Source organism: Streptacidiphilus albus JL83 (genome assembly GCF_000744705.1).
In the GTDB taxonomy this organism is placed as follows: domain Bacteria; phylum Actinomycetota; class Actinomycetes; order Streptomycetales; family Streptomycetaceae; genus Streptacidiphilus; species Streptacidiphilus albus.
This window is the reverse complement of record NZ_JQML01000001.1, coordinates 9,768,216-9,792,103: the sequence shown is the minus strand read 5'-3', so window position 1 is coordinate 9,792,103 and position 23,888 is coordinate 9,768,216. Positions and strand designations below refer to the sequence as shown.

Annotated in this window: 23 protein-coding genes and 1 pseudogene; 10 read left to right on the top strand and 14 right to left on the bottom strand. The window is 69.0% G+C overall.

Annotated elements, in window-relative coordinates:
* Positions 1-75: 75 nt before the first annotated feature.
* The 3 genes from BS75_RS42535 to BS75_RS42520 all read right to left on the bottom strand — a co-directional run bounded on the left by BS75_RS42535 (position 76) and on the right by BS75_RS42520 (position 2,528).
* Positions 76-237: a hypothetical protein gene (locus BS75_RS42535; protein ID WP_034092049.1), complete on the bottom strand. Its 162-nt coding sequence runs from the start codon at positions 235-237 to the stop codon at positions 76-78.
* A 444-nt stretch (positions 238-681) separates the two neighbouring features.
* On the bottom strand, positions 682-1,362 hold the full coding sequence (locus BS75_RS42530; RefSeq protein ID WP_231608072.1) for a methyltransferase family protein: 681 nt from the start codon (positions 1,360-1,362) through the stop codon (positions 682-684).
* 797 nt (positions 1,363-2,159) lie between these two features.
* Positions 2,160-2,528: a winged helix-turn-helix transcriptional regulator gene (locus tag BS75_RS42520; RefSeq protein ID WP_042440690.1), complete on the bottom strand. Its 369-nt coding sequence runs from the start codon at positions 2,526-2,528 to the stop codon at positions 2,160-2,162.
* Positions 2,529-2,634: 106 nt separating this feature from the next.
* Between BS75_RS42520 and BS75_RS42515 the strand changes: the two genes are divergently transcribed.
* The gene (locus BS75_RS42515) at positions 2,635-3,009 is read left to right on the top strand and encodes a hypothetical protein (protein WP_034092047.1); all 375 of its coding nucleotides are present in this window, start codon (positions 2,635-2,637) and stop codon (positions 3,007-3,009) included.
* Positions 3,010-3,170: 161 nt separating this feature from the next.
* Here the strand turns inward: BS75_RS42515 and BS75_RS45435 are convergent, their stop codons facing one another.
* Positions 3,171-5,255, bottom strand: a complete 2,085-nt coding sequence (locus BS75_RS45435) for an InlB B-repeat-containing protein (RefSeq protein ID WP_052070478.1) — start codon at positions 5,253-5,255, stop codon at positions 3,171-3,173.
* Between the two features lie 150 nt (positions 5,256-5,405).
* On the opposite strand from BS75_RS45435, the gene BS75_RS48975 reads away from it, so the two are divergent.
* A complete protein-coding gene (locus tag BS75_RS48975; protein ID WP_156164350.1) occupies positions 5,406-5,570 on the top strand; it encodes a hypothetical protein in 165 nt (54 codons plus the stop codon).
* Between the two features lie 465 nt (positions 5,571-6,035).
* On the opposite strand, the gene BS75_RS42500 is transcribed toward BS75_RS48975, so the two are convergent.
* Together BS75_RS42500 and BS75_RS42495 are read right to left on the bottom strand one after the other, a co-directional pair.
* The gene (locus tag BS75_RS42500) at positions 6,036-6,401 is read right to left on the bottom strand and encodes a hypothetical protein (protein WP_034092045.1); all 366 of its coding nucleotides are present in this window, start codon (positions 6,399-6,401) and stop codon (positions 6,036-6,038) included.
* On the bottom strand, positions 6,398-6,661 hold the full coding sequence (locus BS75_RS42495) for a hypothetical protein (RefSeq protein ID WP_034094909.1): 264 nt from the start codon (positions 6,659-6,661) through the stop codon (positions 6,398-6,400). The genes BS75_RS42500 and BS75_RS42495 overlap by 4 nt, the downstream gene beginning before the upstream one ends.
* 323 nt (positions 6,662-6,984) lie before the next feature.
* On the opposite strand from BS75_RS42495, the gene BS75_RS42490 reads away from it, so the two are divergent.
* A complete protein-coding gene (locus BS75_RS42490; protein ID WP_231608071.1) occupies positions 6,985-8,427 on the top strand; it encodes a hypothetical protein in 1,443 nt (480 codons plus the stop codon).
* Between the two features lie 1,078 nt (positions 8,428-9,505).
* Positions 9,506-9,961, top strand: a complete 456-nt coding sequence (locus tag BS75_RS42485) for a hypothetical protein (protein WP_034092043.1) — start codon at positions 9,506-9,508, stop codon at positions 9,959-9,961.
* A 474-nt stretch (positions 9,962-10,435) separates the two neighbouring features.
* Here the strand turns inward: BS75_RS42485 and BS75_RS42480 are convergent, their stop codons facing one another.
* Positions 10,436-10,894, bottom strand: a complete 459-nt coding sequence (locus BS75_RS42480; protein ID WP_034092042.1) for a hypothetical protein — start codon at positions 10,892-10,894, stop codon at positions 10,436-10,438.
* Between the two features lie 389 nt (positions 10,895-11,283).
* Between BS75_RS42480 and BS75_RS42475 the strand changes: the two genes are divergently transcribed.
* Complete coding sequence (locus tag BS75_RS42475; protein ID WP_052070474.1) at positions 11,284-13,596, top strand: FUSC family protein; 2,313 nt, start codon at positions 11,284-11,286, stop codon at positions 13,594-13,596.
* Positions 13,597-14,643: 1,047 nt separating this feature from the next.
* Here the strand turns inward: BS75_RS42475 and BS75_RS42465 are convergent.
* The 3 genes from BS75_RS42465 to BS75_RS42455 form a co-directional block, all read right to left on the bottom strand.
* The gene (locus BS75_RS42465) at positions 14,644-15,159 is read right to left on the bottom strand and encodes an SMI1/KNR4 family protein (protein WP_034092040.1); all 516 of its coding nucleotides are present in this window, start codon (positions 15,157-15,159) and stop codon (positions 14,644-14,646) included.
* A gap of 195 nt (positions 15,160-15,354) precedes the next feature.
* Complete coding sequence (locus tag BS75_RS42460; RefSeq protein WP_034092039.1) at positions 15,355-15,960, bottom strand: dihydrofolate reductase family protein; 606 nt, start codon at positions 15,958-15,960, stop codon at positions 15,355-15,357.
* Positions 15,961-16,818: 858 nt separating this feature from the next.
* The gene (locus BS75_RS42455) at positions 16,819-17,328 is read right to left on the bottom strand and encodes an acyl-CoA thioesterase (protein ID WP_156164349.1); all 510 of its coding nucleotides are present in this window, start codon (positions 17,326-17,328) and stop codon (positions 16,819-16,821) included.
* 342 nt (positions 17,329-17,670) lie between these two features.
* On the opposite strand from BS75_RS42455, the gene BS75_RS42450 reads away from it, so the two are divergent.
* Positions 17,671-18,603 (top strand): hypothetical protein, encoded by a 933-nt coding sequence (locus BS75_RS42450; protein ID WP_034087928.1) that lies wholly within the window; start codon positions 17,671-17,673, stop codon positions 18,601-18,603.
* Between the two features lie 347 nt (positions 18,604-18,950).
* Here the strand turns inward: BS75_RS42450 and BS75_RS42445 are convergent, their stop codons facing one another.
* Complete coding sequence (locus BS75_RS42445; RefSeq protein WP_034092037.1) at positions 18,951-19,424, bottom strand: ArsI/CadI family heavy metal resistance metalloenzyme; 474 nt, start codon at positions 19,422-19,424, stop codon at positions 18,951-18,953.
* Between the two features lie 137 nt (positions 19,425-19,561).
* On the opposite strand from BS75_RS42445, the gene BS75_RS42440 reads away from it, so the two are divergent.
* The 4 genes and pseudogenes from BS75_RS42440 to BS75_RS52455 form a co-directional block, all read left to right on the top strand.
* Complete coding sequence (locus tag BS75_RS42440; protein WP_034094907.1) at positions 19,562-19,888, top strand: ArsR/SmtB family transcription factor; 327 nt, start codon at positions 19,562-19,564, stop codon at positions 19,886-19,888.
* Positions 19,885-20,634, top strand: a complete 750-nt coding sequence (locus tag BS75_RS42435; protein ID WP_034092036.1) for an aquaporin — start codon at positions 19,885-19,887, stop codon at positions 20,632-20,634. The genes BS75_RS42440 and BS75_RS42435 overlap by 4 nt, the downstream gene beginning before the upstream one ends.
* A gap of 46 nt (positions 20,635-20,680) precedes the next feature.
* The gene (locus tag BS75_RS42430; RefSeq protein ID WP_034092035.1) at positions 20,681-21,127 is read left to right on the top strand and encodes an arsenate reductase ArsC; all 447 of its coding nucleotides are present in this window, start codon (positions 20,681-20,683) and stop codon (positions 21,125-21,127) included.
* Between the two features lie 6 nt (positions 21,128-21,133).
* Positions 21,134-21,336, top strand: a pseudogene (locus BS75_RS52455) (hypothetical protein); the annotation flags it as partial.
* Between the two features lie 109 nt (positions 21,337-21,445).
* Here the strand turns inward: BS75_RS52455 and BS75_RS42425 are convergent.
* The 3 genes from BS75_RS42425 to BS75_RS42415 all read right to left on the bottom strand — a co-directional run bounded on the left by BS75_RS42425 (position 21,446) and on the right by BS75_RS42415 (position 23,741).
* The gene (locus BS75_RS42425; protein ID WP_034092034.1) at positions 21,446-21,751 is read right to left on the bottom strand and encodes a hypothetical protein; all 306 of its coding nucleotides are present in this window, start codon (positions 21,749-21,751) and stop codon (positions 21,446-21,448) included.
* A gap of 179 nt (positions 21,752-21,930) precedes the next feature.
* Positions 21,931-22,146, bottom strand: coding sequence for a DUF6243 family protein (locus BS75_RS42420; RefSeq protein ID WP_034092033.1), 216 nt, complete (start codon positions 22,144-22,146; stop codon positions 21,931-21,933).
* Positions 22,147-22,448: 302 nt separating this feature from the next.
* Positions 22,449-23,741, bottom strand: a complete 1,293-nt coding sequence (locus BS75_RS42415) for a DUF6348 family protein (protein ID WP_152645967.1) — start codon at positions 23,739-23,741, stop codon at positions 22,449-22,451.
* Positions 23,742-23,888 lie beyond the last annotated feature (147 nt).

Sequence of the window (23,888 nt, the reverse complement as noted above, 5' to 3'; positions counted from 1 at the left end):
CGGGACGACACGTGCCTGGGGGCGCACCGGTCGGTGCGCCCCCAGGCGTGTGCTTCGGCTACGGCGTGTGCCGGGTCACCATCGGTACCAGCGACCGCCTCCGCCGCTGCTACGGGCGAAGAACCCGATGACCCACAGGGCCAGCACGATCACCGCGACCCACCACAGAATATGAATCGCGAACCCCGCGCCACCCAGGATCAGAGCGAGCAGAAGAACAAGCAGAACAGCACCCATTGTTATCGTCCTCCTTCACCAGGCTGCTGCCCCCAGCCCTCCGGACTATGCACCGCAATCACCGCGACGCAGGCCACAGGCCCCCGCACGCCCAGGCCGTGGACCGGGACAGCCCACTGACGGTAGCTGTGGGTGACGACTTCAAGCCCGGGACGGGCGCCTGTTCTTCCGCCCCCGGGCGGGCCGGGCCCCAGCGGCCCGGGCACGGCCTCCCGACCCGGGGGCACTGCCGCCTACACCACCGCGAACGGGCGCCCCGCCCTTCCGGCCCGCACACCACCCACGACACCTTCGCCGCGGGGGAACGGCTCAGCGCCCGGCGTTCGAGAACCCGCAGCAGCCACCCGTCCACTCCACCCACGCGAGGGCGAGGGCGAGGGCGAGGACGAGGACGAGGACGAGGGCGAGGACACCAGCCGACCGGCCACGACCGTCCCGGTGACGTCAGGGCGTTCGGCCCGGCAGGCGCGGCCACCAGCCGGGGACCCGCTTGCGGTACGCCTCGTACGACTCGCCGTAGCGGGCGAGCATCGTGCGCTCCTCATACAGGCGGACGAACGCAACCAGGGCGGCAAGGAGCGCAGCCGCGTAGACCAGCAGCACTGGGCGGCCGAGCAGCAGCGCCTGCCCTGCAATCGCCGCGCCGAACGCCACGTACATGGGGTTGCGCACATACCGGTAAGGGCCACCGACGATCACCCGCTGCGAGCTGGGCGGGATAGTAGGAAACGGAACGCCCTCACCCTCGACGGGAAACCGCACAAAAGCCGCGACCATCAGCAAGCCGCCCACCGCGATCAGGGCCACTCCCAGGACCCGCACCACCAGCGGGTAGGACGCACCCTCATGCCATCGCGTGATCAAGAACGGCAGCAGCACGACCACCAGACCCGGACCCATGGGAAAGGACAGGACTGTGATCGCAGCACTCGCCAACCTGGGCATCGCCACCCGGCTGCCGACGGCCTGCGCGTCCCCCGTGGAGGGAGGTGCCGGAAACTGTGAACGCTTCTGCTGCTCCGCCAGTCGGTCGTAGACGATCTGCGCCTCGGCGGACAGCGAGCTCCTCGCGACGCCGAACCTCATTGCGTAGGCAGCATCCTGTTCCGGCGTCATCTTCGCCATCGGCCACCCCATTCACCCGGCGGGCCACGCGTTACGGGCGAACGGCCGCACGCAGACCCCGTACCACCATCGTATGAGTCCTTCATCCATCAAAGACGTCAACGTGTCAAGCGTCAGCGATCCAGTGATCACGGCTCAATACGGGCCCCGTCGGGGGTGAGCGCACCGCGGGCCTCGGTGAGGAGGGCGGGGGCGGCGTCGCCGCGGAGGAGTGCTGCGGTAACCAGGCAGTCCGCGCCCACGTAGCTCTGAATTCGTTAATACGACGATATACATCACTGCAAATCGAGCCCTCCGCTCATGCCACCGGCGCGGCAACCAGGTTCATCCGAATAGCGCAGATCGCGGACAGCACGCTCACAGCCGTGAGCTGTGGCCTTCGCCGGCCGGAATCACCAGGATCCAGCAGGGCGATCGGCCTGGCGATCACGTCCGGCGAGCGCCAAGCGGACCCGACGAAGTCTGCTGCTGATCCCATGACGCTTGCCGGACCGGGGTCGCGAGGCTGCCGGGCGGTGAGTAGCAGGGCCAGGACTGCCTGGGCTCGCGCGGGTAGCTGCGGTTGGGTCGCTCACTGGTGGGCCGTCCGGCCAACCGCGCCGCTGTCGCGTCATACGCACCGCGCTGCGCCCGAGCCTGCGCCTGCGCCTGCACGATGTCGATACGCCGGCCGGGCGGGCGGCCGAAGACCCGCTCGTTCTCGGGCGTGTCCGCCACGTCCAGCAGCGTCGTGTCCCGCACCTCCAGCCCCAGGCACACCTTGCGGTCGGTACGTGGGATCGGAAGCGGTGGCAGAGCTATTGCACCCGGCCGTCGAAGCGGTCGCGTGCTGCCTGGATGTGGTCGAGGTGGTGGTGCGTCCATTGGCAGATGCCGTGGATGGTGGCCTGTAGTTCCCGGCCCGCTGCGGTGAGGTTGTAGTCCACCCGAGGGGGCACGGTGGCGTACGCGGTGCGGTCGACGATGCCGTCCCGCTCCAGGGTGCGGAGGGTCTGGGCCAGCATCTTGTGGCTGATGCCCTCGACCTGCGCGCGCAACTGGTTGAAACGCAGAGTCTCCGCACCGAGGGCGTCGATGATCAGCAGCGCCCACTTGGTGGCGATACCAGTGAAGACCTCGTTGGCCAGGGAGCCGATCCGTCCTGTGGTGTCGCTCTCCACGGTCACCTCTGGGTTCCTCGCGCACCGAAAAGTACGTTCTTGCCGGTCAAGCCTAGCTCTCCTACGGTGCACAGGTAACTGTTGGAGAGTCAGAACAGCGAAGGAGAGCAGCATGGCCGTCCTCAAGACCTACGCCCGGCTGTGGAGCACGGACCTGGACCAGGCACTCCCGCCACTGGTCGAACTGGTGGGCGCGGAATGCGATCTCCGCTTCACGTTCGCTTCGGTGGAGATAGCCGCCGTCGGGGACTTCCTGGTGATCGCGGGCACCGAGCAAGCCGCAGCCGAACTCCCCAGGGCGACCGCCACCGTCATCGTGAGCGATCTCGCACAGACACAGGCGCTGCTCCGCACGCACGGTGCCGAGATCACCTTCGGGCCGGCCGAGGGTCCGACCGGCTCCTACCTGTTCGCCCGTCACATCGACGGCGCCGAAGCCGAGTACGTCCAGTGGAAGCCAGAACTGAGAGACCGGATCCTGGAGTAGGGCCAGGCGTCTCGCAACTGCGCACCGCGCTTGCGCTTCGAGGTCTGGCCGACCACGCGACCGGACCCGCACCTCGTGCCCGAGCAGGAGGTGCGGGTCTGGTCGCGTTGGACTGGCAGCGAGTCAGGCAGAGCGAGAGGGCGGTCCCGGGCGCGCCGGTCCTACGCGCGGGCCTTGCGCCGCAGTCGAACGATGAGCGCAGCGCCGACGGCGATGGCCAGGCCCCCGAGCAGGGAGATCTCGACGAGCGGAACGTGGCTGCCGGTGTCGGGCAGCGGTGGCCCCGGGTGCGGAACCGGGGGCTTCGGCGGGCCCGGCGGGTTGGGAACCGGGGGCTTGGGCGGAACCGGCGGGTGCGGAACCGGGGGCTTGGGCGGGACGGGAGGCTTGGGCGGGGCCACGGACGTCCTCTCGAAGTTCGCGGTCATCACCGTGTCGTGGTCGAGCGCGAATCGATACACCGGTGTCGCCGGGTGAGCATCGCGCGTCATCGGGCCGTTCACGCTGCTCCAGCCGACGAAGTGCCAGTCCGGTGCTGCGGTGGCCGTCACAGTCACGGTGGAGCCGCACTCATAAGGTGGCCGGCGGTCCGCCGCGACCGTTCCCCCGACGCTCGGCCGCGCATGCAGGGCGAGCGTGCAGTTGATCGGCGCGTAGTGAGCCTCCAGGGTGGAGTCGGTGTCGATCGGGACGCTCACCGAACTGTCCGTCATCGCCGAGTCCAGGGGCTTGCCGTTGAGCGACCAGCCGATCAGCCGGAAGTTCGGGTTCGCTGTGGCACTGGCCTGGACCACGGTCCCCATGGTGTACGGCCCGGGCACGTCCACCATGGCGCTGCCGCCGTTGTCCGGCGTTGACTTCACCATCAAGCGGCAGTAGACGGCCGGGCTCTGCTCCGGCTGCATCGCCGCTACGATCGGCGCGTTCTTGCGGATCATCCGCACCGCGTCCGAGGGCTGGGGTGCGGAGTCCGGCGCGCCCAGGGGCTCACCCTCATAGGTCGCGTTGGCGTCGGAGTAGCGGTTGATCCGCTCGCAGCCGGCGCAGCCGCCGGGATACGCCATGATCGTGCGCCATTTCTTGCTCGGCGCGATCCAGCCGTGAGCGTACGGGTAATCGGTCGGAGCCGGCTCCGTCACCCAGTCATGGTCCAGCCCCAGATTGTGGCCCAGTTCGTGCCCAAGCGTGAGATTCGGCACGTAGGAGACGTTCATCGTCAGAATCATGCGTTTGCCGCTGGACGGCTTCGGGTTCTGGACGAAGGACCCGACGCCGGTCCCGATGCTCTGGAACACCGCGATGTCGTCGACCGAGTACTTCTTCCACAGCTCATTGTCCGATGCCCATTGCCGGTACACCCCGAGGTCGTCCTGCTCCTCCGGGAGTCCCGCCTCCTCGGCGGCCGGACCGGTGTACACCAGTCGGACGCGTACTGGGAGTCTGCTGTTGATGAAGCCCCGGTTCGCAAGGTCCACGCCGAGTTTCGCCTGGGCTCTGGCCTCGTCTTCGCCACCAACCTTGTCCGCGGCCTCCTTGGTGTAGAAGACGGCCATGTCGATGGTGTGCACGTCTTTCGCGCCCTGGCAGCCGGACGACTCGTCGCCCTGCGGGACACCCGCCTTTGCCCGGGTGCCCTTGGTGCGGGCTGCCCTTGCCGGGGCCGCCGTCACCTCCGGCTCGTCCGGCAGCACCGGGTTGTCCACCTGGCCCGGTGTGTACTCGCTCACCGACGGGTTGAGCTCATCCACGTGCACCATGCCGGGCGACGTCGAGGCCACTGCGTAGTTGTGGCCGTCGGTGGAGATCTCCGCAGCCACCCGCGCTGAAGCCGAGTCCGTGTCGGAAGTCCCGCCCGGGCCCGTGCACAGGCCGTCGAAGTGGAAGTCCGCGGTGCCGTCCTGGCCGCCCACCACCTCTGCCGACCAGTCGACCGCGCCTGAAGGCCCCGGCTGTACCTTCCCCCCGGCCACATCGACCGCGACATCGGGGAACAACTCCAGCTTGGTGCCAGGACTCGCCTCCGCAGCCTGCTCCCGATCGCACAGCAGCGACCCGAGCGCCCGAAAGTCCCAGGGCACGTCGGCCGACCGCAACGCCAGGCGCTGCCCGTTCGCGGAGCGCACCGCCGCGGAGCCGGACGCGGCCGTCCCTACCCGCGCACGGCGCGCGGTCGCTGCCCAGCCCGGAGACACCGCCGACGGCACCGCCACAGCCGCGACAAGCACCACGGCCAGCAGGCCCGGCACTCTGACGGAGCGTCTCAATGCACCACATGATCGCATGTCACATAGATCTAACACGCCCTCAGGCAAGCAGCTCCCATTGACTTCAGCGATTCAGCCTACTGGGGGACCTCCGTCCTGAAATCTGCAGGTCACAGGGTGTGGGGCGGAAGGGTGGGCGCCATCACCAGCTTCGAGCAACTCGCCACTGCCCTGTGCCGCGCCGAGGCCCGCGAGCTGCTCAGGACGGCACCGACCTCGACCCGGGCCGCCAGGCTCACCCGCGCCCTGCTCGCCGCCGCGCTGCGGCGGTCCGGCGGTCCGGCCGCAAGCGCCTGATCGAAGCCGAGGCCGAGCGACTGCACGAGGTCCCGCGAGGCCAGTACGCGCACCGGCCGCAGCCGGTCGAGGACGCACTGGGCAAGCAGATGCTCGCCCTCCTGCGGCAGCTGGAAGCCGCCTGCCGGGCCGCCGACGAGCTCGCCGAGGCGGTGGAGCCGTACTCCGCCCAGGACACCTGGAGGCCGAGGCGATCAAGGTCGGGGACCGGTCCCGTCGGGGAGTTCCGCCACTTTCGGGATACCGACTTGTACGTCGGCCTGTTGTCTCTCTGCCGGATCCGGACGGGGCCGAGGATCTGGCCGAGTTCGTCCGTCTGTTGACTGAGCTGCGGGCATGGGCAGGGATGCAAGCACTGGGGGCCAGCACCCTCGACGAGGAATCAGTTAGCACGCAGCCGTTCATTGTCCCCGGCGCGTCGCTGCGGTGCGGTGCGGTGCGCCGCAAACTTGGCGGAGCGCCCGTTCAGGTCGTCCAGGCCTTGAGCTGGGCCGCGACCTCGCGCACCGGGAGCCCGTCGCGCGCCGCACGGACGAGCGGCAGCACGGTGTCCAGGCCGGGAGCGACCGGAAGGCCGCACGCGGCCAGGTACGCCGCGGCCACGGTGGCCGCGAACAGCAGGTTCCGAACCTCCAGGCTCGGATTCCGCGCCAGTTCACACAACAAGGCCGCAGCCTTGTGATGCGGCTCGGGATAGACCTCGTGGTCCAGGATCTCCGCACGGTGCCGTGCTTCAGCGGCGATCGGCACGCCGTAGTCGACAATCTGGGGGTCCCCCGGGATCTGCTGGGCCACCGCCAGAATCCACGCGAGATCGACCTTCAGGTTCACGCGGCGTCCCTCGGCGCGTCCTGCGCCAGCCCGTCCGGGAGGCCCGGGTACCGGTCCTCCCCGAATTCCGCCTCGAACCGGTCGGCGTAGGACGCCAGGAACGCCGAGGCGCCGGCCATGAACGCGGCGCGCGACTCATTCACGTCCTGCTCGATCAAATCGGCGACGTAGCCCTGGAGGCTCAGGCCGCGGCGCTTGGCCCGCTCTTCGGCTGCGGCGCGGACAGCCTCGTCCAGCCGGATGTTGGTCTGCTTACCCATGACCACCACCATAGCTACTACCTGATACCACTGGCTAGCTTGTGGGAGCCGGTGCACACCCACGCCGCGATCCCTGACCCATCCGTGGCCTGGATGAGATGCCCCCGACCGCCAACGCCGGCTGTTCTTGAGTTACGTAGCTCAGGAACGATTGCCCGCGATTCCGTCAATGATCTCCATTCGGAGGATTGGGGCACGTCTGTCCGCAGGCATCGACGTATGGCCTTGATCATTGGCACGATGTCCCGATGACCGCTCCTGCCTCTGTCCTTGCCGAACCGTGGATGCGGGGCGTCGCTGCCAACCCGGCAGCACCGTCCGAGGTGCTGCTGCGGCTGCTCGCTCCACCTGCCCGAACAGCGTGGAAAATCGTCTGCGAGGACCGGGCCCTGCCCACGGACGTGATCGACGCGGTGGTTGCACATCCGGAGCGGACAGTGCGCCGGGGTCTGGCCCGCAACTGGCACGTCACTGCCGAGCAGCGCGGCCGACTGGTCAGCGATCCCAATGCAATCGTGCGCGCAGGGCTGGCCGGGGGCCCTGCGTGGCACCGGTACCCGGGCACGCGTGAGGCCCTGCCGGACCAGGTCCTGGAGATCCTGTTGACCGCGCAGGACGACAGCAGTCGGGACGAATTGGTCACCGCGGACGAGATCCGGCAGGAACTGGTGGGGTCCGGGCAAATCTCGCAGGCATTCCGCCACCGCATGCCTGGCCACCCCAACCCCGCCCTGCGGGTTCGGGCGGCCGACCTGTGGCTGTGGCTCACCCCAGGCCAGCGGGACGCCCTGCTGGCCGATGCCGATCCCGAGGTGCGCGAGGCCGCGAGGGTTGCGGACCGGATCCTGGACCCGGCGGCCATGGAGGCCGACCTCCCCGAACCGGACTGCCACAGACGGTCGCTCCTGCTGATGCACTACGCCGTTTCCCGCACCGTGGTCGAGCGATGCCTCGCCGAGGGACGCGACCTGTGGGCCCTGGCCAACAACCCCCACACACCGGCAGACGTCGTCGCGCGCCTGGCACACGACACGGACCCCAGGGTGCGCGAGCGCGTGGCGAGCCGGGCCGACCTGGAACCGGAACAGTTGTCGGAACTGAGCCGCGACCCGGACCCCGTCGTGCGGACCAGGGCCCTGCTCCTCCTGCTGCCACGCACCTGGCCCCAGGGTGTCGCCATCGACCGGGTCGTCGGGCACCCGGCTGAAAGCATCGGGCCGCTCCACGAAATGCTCACCGAGCCGCAGACACCCTGGTACGAGCAGTGCGCCGTCTCCGAGCACCCCCTGCTACGCCGCGTCGCCGCGACCTGTCCCCACCTGCCCGAGGAACTGGTGCTCCGCCTGGCCGGCGACCCGGACGCCGACGTGCGTCACCTACTCGCTTACCACCATCCGCTCGCGCCGCCCGCACTTCTCCTGGACACCTTCATCGCCACACCGCGACAGCGCACACACCTGCTTACCCTGTCGCAAATGCCCCGCACCGGACTGCAGCACCTGCTCGGCCACCACGACCCCGACGTTCGCGCCCTGGCCGCCGCCGACGCCACCCTGCCCCAGCCGCCCCTCCAGCTCCTCGCCGACCCCGACGCACACGTCCGCTACGCCGCAGCCGCCAACCCGCTCCTTCCCATCGACCTGATCACAGCCCTCCTCCAAGACCCCGAGACCGCCGAGGCAGCAGCCTCCAACCCACGGCTGTCAGTCGAACGCCTGCATGAACTACTCGATGCCGCCGGGCTGGCCCGCATGGGCGGGAACTGAAGAGACCAAACACACGGACTTGAACTCGACGCACTGATCCAGTGCGATGACCTTCCACACGACGATAGATCCGGCTACGAAGTTCAGTCGCGGCCCAGTCCAGATCGGCTCGTAGGTCGAGCCAGACCTGGTCCTTGCGGTTGCCGAGCTGGTCGAGTCGCACAGCGATCCAGGAGAAAGCGCCCTGGAGGATCTCCCGCTTGTGTCCGGGGCTGATGACGGAGAGCGCGAAGGGCAGGGCGATGCCGGCCCGTGTGACGATGATGCGGCCTTCGTCGTCCGGTTGCGGACGGCCTCCGGTGAGGTAGCGCGGGACGTCGGTGACCTTGATCCACTCTAGGGTCGCGCCGGAAACCTGTTCGTCCAGGATCCCCGCGATGGAGTCACGCACTGCGCCGGCGGGTTGTGGGCCGAGCCAGTCCAGCCAGTGCTTGGAGTCTGTGAGCTTGACGAAGTCGTCCTTGGGCGGCCCGTAGTTTGGGTTCTCCACGAACTCACCGGTGAGCTTCCCGTCCTCGCCGACCCGCCAGACGCCCAGGACGGCTTCCCCCGGGACGTAGCCGTTGGGGTCAGCGATGAGGTCGGGGTCGATCGCCGCAACCGATCCGCCCGGGTTGGCTGCCGCCTCCGCGACAAGCTCGGGCGGAGGCGACTGCAGGATGCGACGCCGCTCGGCCGATATGTCCCCCATGTGGGCAACCCTTCGCCTGGTCCGTCCGAGGAGGTCAGCACCACCCCGCCCTGGGCATATTTCCATGAGCACTGGCGGCCGACGCGTCAGGGGCCGGATTGAGGCCGGCTTTCGTTGCGAGTTGCCCTCCGAGGCCGGCCTCAACAGCGGCGGCCTCCGGACTGCACGCCCAACTACAACCCCCGCACAACCGGCTCTCCTGAACTGAACCCCAGTCAGAGAGGCAGCGAGCGGCCCTGATCGGGACCGATCCACCCGTGCACCGAGACCGCCTCTCCCACGCTGCTGAAGGCTCTCCACCTGGCCCGGGGGAAAGGCTGTCCGAGGGCGGACGGTGCGACCGAAATCGGTTGCCGGGAGATCCGGGCCTGTGACAATACTGCCCCCATGAGCAGAAACGCTGAGGTCATCGTGCTGGCGCTGTATGCAGACGAGGTCATGGAGCCACTCACCCACGATGACGGAGACCGCACTTGGAGGGGCCGGTTCGTGCCGATTCAGAGCCAGTGGGTTGGCTCCTTCGGCTTCGGATGGGCCACGGAGTTCGAGAAGATGCGTTCGCGCGCCGGCCTGCTGGAGCATCTGGAGTCCCTGCCCTGGCCGCACCCCGGAAGCGTGCAGGTGCTGATCCACGATCAGGACGACGAGTGCTTCGGCCTGTGGATGCTCCACGACAGCAAGCTGGTGGAGATCGCCCTCCCGCATACCCAGCGGTTCCACCAGCCCGCCCCACGCAACGAGGACTTCCCGCCCGACCCGGGATACCTGCTGCGGACGGACCAAGGCCACATCCTGCCCGAGCAGACCCCGGAAGAGCTGCGGGACCGGCGCCCGAGCTGGTAGTCCCTCGCCTCGGATCGCGCCCTTTCGTCGGCTTCCTGACCTACGCCGTCGGTCAGTCCGAGGTACTGCCGCACACTGGCGAAGCCGCCGCCCACGCCCAGCAGGCCGGCGACCTGTCGTCCAGCTGGAACCGGGTCGGGCAGATGAGCCGGGTCCAGGCCGATCGGAGCACTTCCGCGACGCACGGGACCTGGCCGACGGCGCCCTGCAGCGGACCGGCACCAGGGCCCAACCCGCCGTCCGGTCCTGGGTGCACGCGGTCCGCGCCCACGACCACGCCGCACTGGGCGACGCCCGCGTCGCCCAACGGGACCTGTAGGTCGCCTGGGCACTGCTGGAGCGCGCCGACGACAGCGAGGGGCCCCGTACATCGGCTACCTCGGCCCCGCCGGCCTCTCCGCCGCTCACTGGTTTCCTACCGAGGGGTCCGCGGGCCCGTCCACCCAAGCCAGGCTCCGTAGGCGGGCGCGAGCGTCACACGCTCCACGCCTCCAGGACACTCCACGTGCCCTCGACTGCCTCGAAGACCCACTCCGAGTCCTCGAAGACCTCCCGCCCGTTGCTGGGACGAAGGCTGCCGAAGCGTTCAGCACACAGGTCGACCTGCATCAGTCCGTCGAACCGGGTGAACTGCGGGGGATCGAAGAGCACCCCCGCAGGAGCCCCCGCGCCGCTCTCATCGATCCGAAATCGCCTCACGTCGACCAGGTCCAGGCACACGGGCTCCCACCGCAGAGCCTCGTCCACCACCCACGCGTCGATCACCAGCCTCACGGCCCGCCTCTGCGGGCTCGGTCCGAAATCCTGGTCAACGATCACCCGGCGGATGCCGGAGTCGTGGAACTCGTAGCGTGCCAACAGCGCCGCGATGCCGTCATCGGTCAGTGCGAACGGCCCAAGCCTGCGAGGCGGTACCGGTGCTCCGAGATCCACTGCGCCCCCTTGTCGAGGTGCCCATCCTAGGAGACACCCGACCGGGGCGACGCGGCAGGACGCAGGCACTCACCGCGTCACCAGAACGCAACCCGGCACATCGAGACACGCCACTGCCCAAGACATCTGACCAAGCGCTACCAGGAGCTGTTCGGGGCAGCACTCGGAGTGCTGCGACAAGAGGGACACGGGTCCGGCCCCTGCTCAGAGTTGTTCGATCGTCGCCCCGGCCGTCCACGGCCTGATCACCACCGGCGGCATCGCCGCCGTGAGCCGCCCCCGACACGCCGTGGGCTGACCGTGCGGCAGCAGGTCCTGAGCTGCGGCACAGCGAATACCCTTCCTGAACGGGGCGCGCGGCCGCCGTGCTGACGGAGGTGTGCGGATCCATGCCGGTACCGAACCGGAACGCAGGGGTGCTGGCGTGGCTGCGTGGGCATGACCCGGGGCTGGCCGCGACACGTCGGGCCGGTCGCACGGCGCTGGTGATGCCGGCTCTGTTCGCCCTGTGCTCCGAGGTGTTCCACTCGCCCGCGATGGCGAGCTTCGCAGCGTTCGGATCCTTCGCCATGCTGCTGCTGGTGGAGTTCACCGGCACCATGGTGCAGCGACTACGGGCCCACCTGGGCCTGGCAGCGGCCTGGGCCGTGCTGATCTGCCTCGGCACGCTGGTGAGCCACCGGACCTGGCTCGCCGTCTCCGTCACCGTCGTGGTGAGCTTCCTGGTGCTCTTCTCCGGTGTGGTCAGTTCCGTCCTCGCCGGCTCGGCGACCTCGCTGCTACTGGCATTCGTGCTTCCGGTGACCAACCCGGTGCCGCTGTCGCAACTGCCGGACCGGCTGGCGGGCGCGGCCCTTGCCGCAGCCGCGGCGCTGCTCGCGGTCTCCCTGCTGTGGCCCCGGCCTTCCGCCGACCCGCTCAGCAGGCCGGCGGCCCGGGTCTGCCGTGCCGCCGCGACCCAACTGCGCGCCGAGACCGCCCGACTGGCCCGCGGGAGGGACACCCCGGCCACGAGCCAGTGCCGGGCCGCTGCGGAGCGGGCCGCGAGCGCGGCGGCCGACCTGCGGCAGGCCTTCGACGCCACCCCCTACCGACCCACCGGACTGTCGACCACATCGCGTGCCCTGGTCCGCCTGGTCGACGAGCTGACCTGGCTGGCCGGCATCCTGGCCGACGCCCCGTCATACACGGACGACCCTCCGGTCTGCGATCCCGCTGCCCGTGCCGTGCGCAGTGCCCTCGCCGAAGTCCTGGACCGCGCGGCCGAACTGCTCGACAACCTGCGCACCGACCCCGGCCGGCTCCGGCTTGCCTCCGCCGCACTGCGTGTGGCCATGACCGACATGGAGCACAGCTCCACCGACCTGCTGCCCGTTCAACGTCCCACGGGAGGCACTCAACCGGAGGTCCAGGCGTTCGTCGCCGCCCTGGACCTCTCCTTCCGGGCCCAGGAACTGGGCTTCGCCGTGCTCCAGATCGCGGGCAACGTGCACCTTGCTGCAGCCGCCGAACGGCGCAGCTGGCCCGAACGGCTGCTCGGCCGCGAGCCCGGCGCCCTGACCGACCCCCTGGTCGCGGCCCGGGAACGGGCCAAGGCCCACCTGGAGCCGCACTCGGTGTGGCTGCACAACAGCCTGCGGGGCGCGGTCGGCCTCGGAATCGCCGTCACCCTGGCCGATGTGACCGGCGTTCAGCACTCCTTCTGGATCGTGCTGGGCACCCTGTCGGTGCTGCGCTCCAATGCCCTCAGCACCGGCCAGAACGCCATGCGCGCCGTGCTCGGCACCGTCGTCGGCTCGATCGTGGGAGCCGGGCTGCTGCTACTGATCGGCCATCACGGAACCCTCCTGTGGTTCCTGCTGCCGCTGGCCATCCTGCTGGCCGGCATCGCCCCCGCCGCAATCTCGTTCACCGCCGGCCAGGCAGCCTTCACCGTCACCCTGGTCGTGCTGTTCAACATCGGCCACAACCCGGACTGGCACATCGTGCTGCTGCGCATCCAGGACATCGCCCTCGGCTGCGGGGTGAGCGTACTGGTAGCCCTGTTCTTCTGGCCGCGCGGCGCCGATACCGCCGTCGACCGGGCGCTTGCGGACGCGTACAACGACAGCGCCCGCTACCTGGCCGGCGCTGTGGAGTACGCCGTCGGCTGCTGTACCGCGAGCCCGGAGCCCGCCTCCCCGCCACTGCAGGAGGGCCACGAAGCCGCCGCCTCGGCCCGCAGACTCGACGACGCCTTCCGCAGCTACCTCGCCGAACGCGGCTCCAAGCCCCTGCCGCTGGCGAACATGACCGCCCTGGTGACCGGCGTCGTCGGCCTGCGCCTGGCGGCGGACGCGGTCGTCTCCCTGTGGCGGAACTCCGGGCAGGAGCGGACCGAGGTGGAGCGGACCGATGCCCGGCTGGAGATCCTGGGTGCGACAACCCGCGTGGCCAACTGGTACCGGGATCTGGCCGCCGGCCTCAACCTGGGGACAGGCATGCCCGACCCGGTCCAACCTGATCCCGCTGCCACGGCACGCCTGGTCGAGTCGGTCCGCCACGAACTGAGCGACGAACGGGGACAGGCCACAGCCACCGCGGTCCGCATCATCTGGACCGGCGACCACATCGACGTCGCCCGCCGCCTCCAACCCAGCCTGGTGGCAGCGGCGAGGCCGAGGGCTCCGAGCGACCGACCAGCGGTCAGGGCCTGCCCCTGACCGACGCCGCAGCCGGGTGGTTACGGGCCGGCGGTTCCTCACTCACGGTCCCCGTCGGCGGCCAGGTGCGCGCCCGGGCTGCGGGTGCCAGTCACGAACAGTGACCTCCGGCGAGTGACATCCGGCGTCTCCTCACGCCTGGCCCGCCTCGCGAACCGCGACGCATCCACTGATCGCAGCTTCACTTCGCGGAGCGGTGACGGCACAGTACGGAAGGGGACTCGAAAGCCACCTCCGCGCGGGGAGGGGTAAGTCGAGCTGCGGGCGCGCGCTGGTCATCGATCGCATGTCCGCCCCGCCCGCGCAGGGCGCCGACCGCCGGCAGCTCGGCGAGCGTGCGGGTGCCTCGCGCTCCTATAGCCTGCCGCCGTGACCGATGATGATGCTTCGATGAAGTTCCTGATCGATGCCGATCACGGGCAGTTCTATGTCCAAGACCTTGAGCCCTACGACGCCTGGATGGCCGAACACGCAATGGACCCCGACCTGCCGCCGGCCGGCTGGACCGAGGAAGCAGTTCACGTTCATCGCATCGGAGTGGAACCCCACTCGATTTCTGTCGGCACCGCCAGGGACGACATGGTCGAGTCGCTGATCACCATCCACCCGTCGGCACCGAAGACACAGCCGAAGGTCGAGCACATCGCCGAGGCCGATCTGGCCGCCCCGACAGGCCAACTCGCCATGTCCAGCCCAGGAGTCCACCCGGACGATGGCCCGAGCATGACCGTTCCCGCAGGGCTGCTGCGCGCCCGGGTCTCCTACATCCCGTCCGAGCCACCGGTCGTCAACACGAACGGTGGCCTGGGCGACCCTTCCTCTACCAAGTCGACCTCTGGCCCACCGACGAGGCCCGCGGGCTCGTCGTCCTCAGGCAAGGCCCGAATCCCTGGGCCGGATAGGCCGCACGGCATCGACCGCGCGTCCGGGCATCCCCATGACCGTGGACACCGTGTCGCGCCGAGGACCAGTTCACGCCGCTGGGCCCCGATACGATACCCCGGCAGGACGGGATCCGGATCCGCGTTCAGTTCGTGCCGGCTGCGTTCAGCAGTCTGGGCAATCCTGCACATCGGGGACGTTCGGGAACGTCCGGTGGCCTTGGAGCCAGTCGGTGAGCCACTCGGCGAGCGTGAGTCTCTCCGGGAAGAGGCGATGGCGCTCGCAGAGCGCATTCGGGTCCCAGCCCCACATATTGCCTGCCGGCGTGCTCAGGTCGATGCACCACCAGATCGCGCAGCCCATGGTCGCGAGCGGCAGGACATGGTTCGGGTAGAGGTCCATCTGCTCGTGAGGCGCCGACCAGTTCCGATGGATGTCGATGAGCGATTCCTCCTCGCTGAACCATCTGCCGGAGTCGCTGAGTGAGACGACATCGCCGTCGATCCCGAAGCCGCCGTTCGCCACCTCGCAGTAGAGCCTGCGAAGCAACGGTGGCATGGAGTGCCCGACCGCAGTTTCAAGCTCGACGGCGGCCTCGACCGGCGCAGGCGGGGGCAACCGGTTGGCCTCAGCGAACTCACGGATCTTGGCAATGATCTCGTCGTCGCCCCACGCAGTCATGGAGACCAGGGTAGGGGGCGCCGCCGACAGCGTTCCCTGCGAGGCGGAAGCCCGCCGCCGCGCTGGAGGCGGAGGCCGCCGGGGCCGTGGGGGTCGCTGCCCCGCGCGTGAACGACAAGCGCATCGGCGAGGCGACCGGTGAACGTCGCCGGGACCCGCGGGGCCGAGTCGAACGGTTCACGGTCTTGGACAGTGCTAGTAACTGTCGTAGCTGGGCTTGCCGTTCGGCCGGTAGACGCCGACGAGAGTGCCGCCCTTCGTCGTCGAGACGCTGACCGTCTCAAGCGCAGTGGGGACGGCTCCGTCGGCGAACAGCCGCTTGCCGGTGCCGACAATCACCGGGTGGATGGTCAGTCGGTACTCGTCGACGAGTCCGTGACGCATGAGGGTCTGGGCGAGGTCGCCGCTGCCGACGACGTTGATGTTGCCGCCGTCGGACGCCTTCAGCCTGCGTACTGCATCGACGATGTCGCCCTCCACCAGCGTGGAGTTCTGCCACTCGACGGACGTCAGGGTCCGAGACGCCACGTACTTGTGCATGCTGTTCATCCGATCGGTGAACGGGTTGTCGGGATCGGCGGTTGGCCAGTACGACGCGAAGATCTCGTACGTCTTGCGGCCGAGCAGCATCGCGTCGGAGCCCTCGTACCATCCGGCGATGGCCGTGCCGACCTCGTCGTCGGACACCGGCTTCTGCCAGCCGCCGTGCTTGAAGCCGCCCCCAGCGTCCTCGTCCGGGCCGCCCGGCGCCTGCATGACGCCATCAAGCGTCAGGAACGTGCAAAGGATGATCTTGCGCATGATGTGCTCCCTTCGTCGACGGGTACACGGTACAACTGCCGCAATCTCATCGACGGAACTCCTACGGCGCCAGGCTGGAGCCGCGAAGATCCGAATCCGCCCGGGGGCTCTCTCTGCTCGGGCTGGGTGGCGGTTGCCTGCTGGGGCGCGGTCATGTCGAGCAGGAGCATGGCATCGTGGTCCGGGGCGCCGGGTTCGGCGACGTAGATTCCCATGCCTTGGCCGGGGGTGCTCTCCAGGCCCATGCCCTGGCATCACCGACGTCAGCGACCACGACGCCGTCGAAGCCCTGGCCGATGCCGCAGCCGCCCTGGGCCCGGTCACCCAGGTCGTCCACACCGCCGGGGTCTCCCCGACCCAGGCATCCATCGAACGGATCCTTCAGGTCGACCTGCTGGGCACCGCGATGGTCCTGGACGCCTTCGCCCGCGTCATCGCCCCCGGCGGAGCCGGCCTGGTCGTCGCCAGCAGGGCCGGACACCGCGACAGCCCGTACACCCCCGAGATCGAGAACGCCGGTGGGGGGCCTGTCCCTGATCGTGTGCGGTGTCGCACCCGGCAGCCGCGACGCTGAGGCGCTCAACCTCCTCGCCGGCTGGAACGCCACAGAATCCATCCGGCCCACTCCCAGGATCTGATCCGCGCCGGGTGAACGCTCAACAGCGTTTGTCCGGTCGCGTTGGGCCTGTCTGTGGATCTTGTGCTGAGCTGCGGGGTTGCCAGGTCGGATGAGAACACTCGGCTCGGGATTCCCATTGCATCTGGCTTCTGTGGAATCCGGGGCGGGGCGGGGCGATGTCATCAGCGGGAACGAAGCCCGCGCTCCAGGTGGTACACGGCCAACGGACATGGCTTCCACTACCGTGCGCGATCATCGCTGTCCGGCGACCGCGTGAGAAGAGTGCGCACCATGTCCGGCCACGGCTGGCAGCCGCCTGTTGCCGGATCGACGAGCACGCGTACGGTCCGGCCGGACATACATATCTGACCATCGTGCTCGGCCCGCAGTCGGTAGCAGACGGTAGAGCGTCCCACGCCGGCGATTGCCAGACGGATCTCCACCTCATCCGCGTGGCGGAGTCGGCGACGGTAGTCCATTTCCTGGTGCACGGCCAGGAGCCGGAAACAGAAGCCTGGCTCCAGTCCCACCCTTTCCAAAAGGGCACCTTCAGCTTCCTCGAACCAGCGCCATAAGGCGGCCGGGCTGCACATCCCAGATGCGTCGATGTCGTACCTCTGGACGGCGTGATAGAAGCTGACTTCCGCATATACGGATTCCTTGGAGCGCAGATCGAGCTTCTCCGTAGATTCAATCACGGCATCCCAGTAGTCGCCGTAACCGTCATCACTGAAACTGATTCTCGTCATCGTGAAGCACCGCACGTGAGAAGGGAGGGCGTCGCTGCCAAGGTAGGCGCTGGCGGTAGTCTCGCCCGCCTCAATCAGCCACCCTCACATGCGGCCCACCGGGAATAGGAGGATCAGAAGTCTCAACCAATCCCACGAGCCATGATCGGAGATCATCCCACCTGCCCCACAGTCACGAGCACACAAAGAAAACGCCTTGCGACCACCGGGACCCCGTTGCAATCTGTCCGGAATTCAGCTGTTGGCAACCAATTCGGATGATCCATCGTTTGTAGACGACCATGCCGCACATATGACGCGGTCAGTTGCAAGAGTCTCCCGCCAGAGCGTTCGGAGCAGCCAGTGACCACAGGCATCCCTGTGAGGACAGATATCCTCGACGCCACACATGCCCTCCTGCGCGAGGGGATCACTCAGGAAGAACTTGATGCTGCCCTGTTTCAAGTGCGCGACTGGCTACGCGACCAGAGGCGCTTCCTGACCCCAGCCCAGTGGGAAGACCTGCGCGAATACACCCTGCACCATCCACTGTCCCTCAAGCTACGTACGCTGTGCCCGCTCACGGACCGGGCCTTCAGTAAGCCCCGCGGCTACCCGGGCGACGCCGTGACCATGGACCTCCTGTACGGCATGCACGACAACGTGCCCACGGACGGCCTTGCCGGAGCTGTGTACTCCTTTACCTACCGTCTGCCGGTCTTTGCCGCTGCCCGCTACCGGCGTGTGCACTGCGGCGAGCGGGCCGACGCCGCCGCAGCCGTCCACTTCGGCGGCACGGGCGCTGCTGTAGGTGCGGGGCACCTGCGCGAGGTCAACGAGTCCGTCTCCATCCGTAACGGCAGTTTTCCGCGCTACCTTGCCGTCGATCAGGACCGCGAGTCCCTGAAGGTCGCCGAGCACGAGTACAGCCAGTACGGAGTGATCGGTGTGCCCATGGGTGTGCGGGACATCATGCGTGCTGGCCGCCTGCCGGAGACGGTTCACTTCATTTCCTGCGCGGGCCTGTACGACTACCTCAGCGATCGAACCGCGATGCCGCTTACCCGGGCGCTGGTCACCTCTCTCGCACCCGGCGGACGGCTGCTGATTCCGCACCTGACCTACTTCCGTGACACCGCCTACCTGGAGGCGGTGATGGACTGGTTCGTTCTGCACCGCAACGAAGGAGACCTGCGCTGTCTCCTGGCCGAAGTCCCCGAGCACCGCATCGGATCCATCGCCTGCCACCGCGACCCCACGGAATCCATCACCTTCCTTGAGCTCCACACCGCATGAGAATCTGGCAGCGCGGACGAGAAGCCGTGAGAATCCGACAGCTTCAATGCGAGAGGACAAGCGTTCGTCTCATCGCCCTGTCCCTTGGGCCGGACGAAGGCCACCGTCAATGAGAAAAGGACAGTGGAAACGAGAGCCTACATACCCGCTGCCCGGGTCGAGGAGGACCTGGTAGGCCGTCCCGCCCGGGTAGTCGAATCGCTCCCGGACCGCGTCGATTCTCCAGTGGCCGCCGATCCGCACCTGCACGATCGGCATGCGGCCAATGGTTTGGCCGCATCACCGGAGCGGGATCCGGGCGCTCGGGTGATACCCGGTTCGCCGCTGGGTGACTCTGTGTGTGGAACTCAGCTGCCGCAGGCGCATCCGGCGGCGGCCCCGGCGAGCGCCGCGGCTTCGGGTCGACTGCCGCAGCAGGCGTCGCCACCGGAGACGGCGCCCTTGCCGAGCTGGTCTGCGTCGGCCTTGACGACGTAGACCTCCCAGGGCTCCTTGCCGGGGCCGGTGACCCAGACCTTGTCCTGGAGGGCGTAGCAGCAGGAGGCGTCGTTCTCCTCGAAGGTGGCCAGGCCGGCGTCCTTGAGGCGGCCGGTGGCGGCGGTGACCTGGTCGGTGGTCTCGACCTCGACGCCGAGGTGGTCCAGGCGGGTCTCCTGGTCGGGGGCGCCCTCGATCAGGACGAGCTTGAGCGGGGGCTCGGCGATGGCGAAGTTCGCGTAGCCGGGGCGGCGCTTCGCCGGCTCGGTGCCGAAGAGCTTGGAGTAGAACGCGACCGAGGCTTCGAGGTCGGCGACATTGAGGGCGAGCTGAACGCGGGACATGGCGTCTCCCCAGATCCGATGCTGTATCGACGGCTGTCGATGCAGTTATGGTTGCCCTCTATGTAGATGGATGTCAACATAGACGCATGTCGAAATTGGAACGGCCGGTGCTCGACCGGACGGCCTGCTGTTCGCCGATGGTCCGCGAGCCCCTGGGTGAAGGGGCCGCCGTGGACCTGGCGAAGATGTTCAAGGCGCTGTCGGACCCGGTGCGGCTGCGGCTGCTGTCCCTGATCGCCTCCCACGAAGGGGGCGAGGCCTGCGTCTGCGACCTGACCGGCCCGTTCGACGTGTCCCAGCCGACGATCTCCCACCACCTCAAAGTGCTGCGCGAGGCCGGCTTGGTCGGCTCCGAGCGACGCGGGACCTGGGTTTACTACTGGGTCCTGCCCCCGGCCCTGGCCAAGCTCTCCGGCCTCCTCCAGGCCCCCGAAGCCGTCTCCGCCGCCGGAGGCGCGAGATGAACGCCCCGGCCCCGCTCGGCCGCCGCTCCGCGGCCGAGGCGGTCGGGACGGCCGTGCTGGTCGCCGTCGTGGTCGGCTCCGGTATCCAGGCCACCAAGCTCTCCTCCGACGTCGGCGTGCAGTTGCTGGCCAACTCCCTGGCCTCCGTCTTCGGGCTGGGTGTGCTCATCGCCCTGCTCAGCCCGATATCCGGCGCCCACCTCAACCCCGCGGTCACCCTCTCCGCCTGGTGGACCGGCCGCGGGACGGGCGAGGGCCCGGACCTGCGTGAGGTCGCCGCCTATGTCCCGGCCCAGATCGCCGGTGCTGTCGGCGGCTCGATCCTGGCCGACGCCATGTTCGCCGAACCGCTGGCGAAGTGGTCGACTCATGACCGCTTCGCCGGCCACCTGTGGCTCGGCGAGGTCGTGGCAACCGCCGGACTGGTACTGCTGGTCTTCGGGCTGGCGCGGACCGGCCGCGCGCACTTCGCGCCGGTCGCGGTCGCGTCCTGGATCGGGGCGGCGTACTGGTTCACCTCCTCCACCAGCTTCGCCAACCCGGCCGTCACCATCGGCCGCGCCTTCACCGACACCTTCGCCGGCATCGCCCCCGCCTCCGTCCTGCCCTTCATCGCCGCCCAACTGCTCGGCGCCGCCATCGGCGTGGGCCTGGTCGCTGCCCTGTTCGGGCGTCCCGCCGCAGGTGAGGACGTCGTCGTGCCGGATGGCGAGCCGGAGCTCGTCGCCACCGCTCCCGGCCGCTGAGCCGGCCCCGACCGATCCCGACCGACCCCGAGGGAAACCACTCGCCGTGAGCACGCCCGCTGTCCCGTCCGTGCTGTTCGTCTGCGTTCACAACGCCGGCCGGTCCCAGATGGCCGCCGCCTTCCTGACCCACCTCGCCGCAGGCCGCGTCCAGGCCCGCTCCGCCGGCTCCGTGCCCGCCGACCGGGTCAACCCCGCCGTGGTGGAGGCGATGCGCGAAGTCGGCATCGACCTGTCCGCCGAGACCCCCAAGGTCCTGACCACCGAAGCAGTGCAGTCCAGCGATGTGGTCATCACCATGGGCTGCGGCGACGCCTGCCCGGTCTTCCCCGGCAAGCGCTATCTCGACTGGCAGCTCGCCGACCCCGCCGGCCAGGGCATCGAGGCCGTCCGACCCATCCGCGACGCCATCCAGCTCCGCGTCCGCGTCCTGATCGATGAACTGACCTCGACCGAGCCGCGGACTGCCGAGCACACGCACTCCCCACGTTGACTCACGGTCATCCGGGGTGTGGGCAGCCCCACTGCCGCGCTCGCGATGGTGTTCACCCTCGTCGGGTCCGCCCGGGCGCGATGGCCCGCGATCACCGGCGCGCCCACCTGGTGCCCCCGGTCCGCGCCGGCGCACGCCTCACGGCGGGGCGGAGCTCCATGACCTCCCGAAGCCGAGACCGACAGCCCGACCCCCGCACGAGGCAATGACCCACGCCTTGAGCCGTCGCTCAATCGAGTCGCACACTCTGCGGCTTGTGCCCGAGCCCTCCCCGGAGCCTCGGGCGTTCGACGCGGCTCGGCCGGGTCGTGCGCCGTTTCACTCGCCTGCAACCCTCCCCACGATCCAGCCGAACTCGGAGACGATCCGGACACCGAGACCATCGGCGTAGAGGGGGCGGACCGCCTCGCGCACCGCGTCGGCGAATCGCTCGTGGCCGGCCTCCTGCAGGGCGGGCCAGGACGGCCCCGCCGACGCGAGCGCCCGCACGGCCAGGTCCAGGTCCGGCCACTCGTTGACGACTTTCGCGGTTCCCCGGTCGACGTATTCCAGACCGGCATCGGCGAGCATTTGCTCGGCGACTCCGGGCCGCCCGGTGTCGCCCTGGTTGAGAGTGGCGTCCACATGGCTGGGCGGGGACAATTCAGCTGCCGCTTTGCTCCCGGCTCCGCCCCGCGCCGTGCCGCCGGCCGCCGAATCTGTAGCTGCCCCGGATGGTCGGCCGAGAAGGCGGGCGGGGCTGGCCGCGCCCGGTACGGCAGCAGGGCCCGCCCCGTGCAGTGTCGCCCTTCGGCGGCGGTGCGTCAGCTCTGTGCAGTGTCGTCGCCCGCCTGCCCGGTGCCCTCAGCCGTGCCTGCCTTCTCGCGCATCTTGCGCAACAGCTCCGCCTTCTGGTCGGCCGCACCCTGGCGGTCGAGATTGCGGTGCGGACCATTGTTCTGCCGTTCGGCGCGGGACAGCCTCTTCCGCTGGCCGCCGCCCATACCCACGGGGTTGTTGATGTTCTTGCTGTCGGTCACGGGCTCTCCCGGTAATGATGTGAAGTGGTCTACGGATTCATCGGTGGGGGGACGGGCAGCGACGTCGAAAGGACGCCGGCAGGGGCCCATCACGCTCTCACTCGTGAATCGGCGCCTGGAAGAAATACCACAAAGACGTTACCCGGTTCCGTCGGCCCCGCCCACCGACCTCTGCACCGCCCCAGCGCCAGCGCCGGCCGGGACCTTCGGCGAGCGCCCAGGTCAGCCGTTGTTGTGGCTAGCTGACTGGCTGGCTGCCGAAGTCACGTCGGAACGACTCCCGCGTTGAGTGACGCAGCCAGTCAGCCCGTGCGCAGGCGAGGATCGCGATCGCCGAGCACGAACTCCGATGGCCAGGGCTCCCGCAGGACCTTGCCCAGTAGCGGGTGGCTGGATGCGATCACCTCGCTGCGGCGGATCGATCCGTCCCCGTTGGATTGCTGGCCCCCGAGGACGACCGGCGCGCGCAGCAGTTCCTCGCCCCAGGGACCCACGGCATTGCACAACAGGCCCTCGAAGCGGTAGCCGGTCAGGGTCTCGTTGCGGACCCTCGCGGTGAATTCGTCGATCACCTCGGCTTGAAGGTAGACCCAGGCGAGGTAGACCACGGTGCGTCCGTCGTCGAGTCGGACGGGGAGGCGCACCTTGAGGAAGTTGCCGACTCCATCCGTGATCATGATCGCTCCCGTGTCGACCTTGACGCGCTTGGCGCGTTCCTCCTCGGAGAGTTCGGCGACCAGGTGGGGCAGGGGAAAATCGAAGCCGGGGTGCTCCGGGTCCAGGTGCCCGCCGCAGCCACAAGCCGCATCGTGGGTGTGAGGGGTGTCGACGAGGTCGAGGCGAGTGGACGGATAGCCCGGCTCCCCGCCGCCCGTCGGCACCGGCAGCAGGAGCGCGTAGTAGCGAACGGTGGTGAACGCTGTGGGTTCGGGGAGTTTCAGCGCCGCCATCGCGGCAGAGGCGGCTTCGTGACGTTCTCCATTGACCCGGACCTCGGCCTGCATCGCGCCCGGGCTCCCGCCGTAGAAGACCTTGACCCCGTTGAAGAACGGCGATTCCAGGTCCGCGGTAAAGGTGCCCGCGATGCGGTGGAGCACGTTCGCGTCGACCAGTGCGGTCTGCAGGCGACGGCTCTCGGCGGCGTCGAGCCCCAGGCCGACTGCGCCGGAGGTGATCGAGTGCCAGCCGGGGACGCCGCGCCTGTCGTCGGGGCCGGCATGGTCCGCGAAGCGCTCGCGCCGGTCGAGGAGCTCAAGCAGGCAGGCCCCGGTCGTCTGCACCCAGCTGTCGGCCGCCCTGCGGGGGTCCTCGGCCATCGCCACGACGCAGTCCAGGAAGCAGGGCACGTCCGGCTGGAGGCTCACGTCAGGCAACGCGACGAGGTCGTAGTGGTGGCCGCCTCCGTGATGGGGCGGGGCCACGGCCACCACCCACCCGCTCGGGCTGATCAGTGAACTGCCCTTGAGCTCCGCGCCCTGTGTCACACCAGGTGCATGCTCCTCAAGGCTCGCCTTCACCAGGGCGAGGAACTCAAGGTCGGGCAGACGGTCCGAAGGCGGTTCGGCGTCGCGAGCACGCCGTCGTATCCAAGGCATGCAGTGGATCTTACTGAACCACCGGCAGACCACCGGCAGCCGGTTCGGAGCATGACTCGAGTGAGCTACTGGCAGACCCTCTTCATCCAGCAGCTTCTCCGTCCCGGCGGAGGACTCGTTGCAGCACCTCGTGCACACCCACCTCAA

Excerpts from the sequence above, each read along its gene's own strand:
- BS75_RS42535 (WP_034092049.1), bottom strand. The coding sequence starts at position 237 with ATGGGTGCTGTTCTGCTTGTTCTTCTGCTCGCTCTGATCCTGGGTGGC.
- BS75_RS42530 (WP_231608072.1), bottom strand. The coding sequence starts at position 1,362 with ATGGCGAAGATGACGCCGGAACAGGATGCTGCCTACGCAATGAGGTTC.
- BS75_RS42515 (WP_034092047.1), top strand. The coding sequence starts at position 2,635 with ATGGCCGTCCTCAAGACCTACGCCCGGCTGTGGAGCACGGACCTGGAC.
- BS75_RS42495 (WP_034094909.1), bottom strand. The coding sequence starts at position 6,661 with ATGGGTAAGCAGACCAACATCCGGCTGGACGAGGCTGTCCGCGCCGCA.
- BS75_RS42485 (WP_034092043.1), top strand. The coding sequence starts at position 9,506 with ATGAGCAGAAACGCTGAGGTCATCGTGCTGGCGCTGTATGCAGACGAG.
- BS75_RS42475 (WP_052070474.1), top strand. The coding sequence starts at position 11,284 with ATGCCGGTACCGAACCGGAACGCAGGGGTGCTGGCGTGGCTGCGTGGG.
- BS75_RS42465 (WP_034092040.1), bottom strand. The coding sequence starts at position 15,159 with ATGACTGCGTGGGGCGACGACGAGATCATTGCCAAGATCCGTGAGTTC.
- BS75_RS42460 (WP_034092039.1), bottom strand. The coding sequence starts at position 15,960 with ATGCGCAAGATCATCCTTTGCACGTTCCTGACGCTTGATGGCGTCATG.
- BS75_RS42455 (WP_156164349.1), bottom strand. The coding sequence starts at position 17,328 with ATGACGAGAATCAGTTTCAGTGATGACGGTTACGGCGACTACTGGGAT.
- BS75_RS42445 (WP_034092037.1), bottom strand. The coding sequence starts at position 19,424 with ATGTCCCGCGTTCAGCTCGCCCTCAATGTCGCCGACCTCGAAGCCTCG.
- BS75_RS42440 (WP_034094907.1), top strand. The coding sequence starts at position 19,562 with ATGGTCCGCGAGCCCCTGGGTGAAGGGGCCGCCGTGGACCTGGCGAAG.
- BS75_RS42435 (WP_034092036.1), top strand. The coding sequence starts at position 19,885 with ATGAACGCCCCGGCCCCGCTCGGCCGCCGCTCCGCGGCCGAGGCGGTC.
- BS75_RS42415 (WP_152645967.1), bottom strand. The coding sequence starts at position 23,741 with ATGCCTTGGATACGACGGCGTGCTCGCGACGCCGAACCGCCTTCGGAC.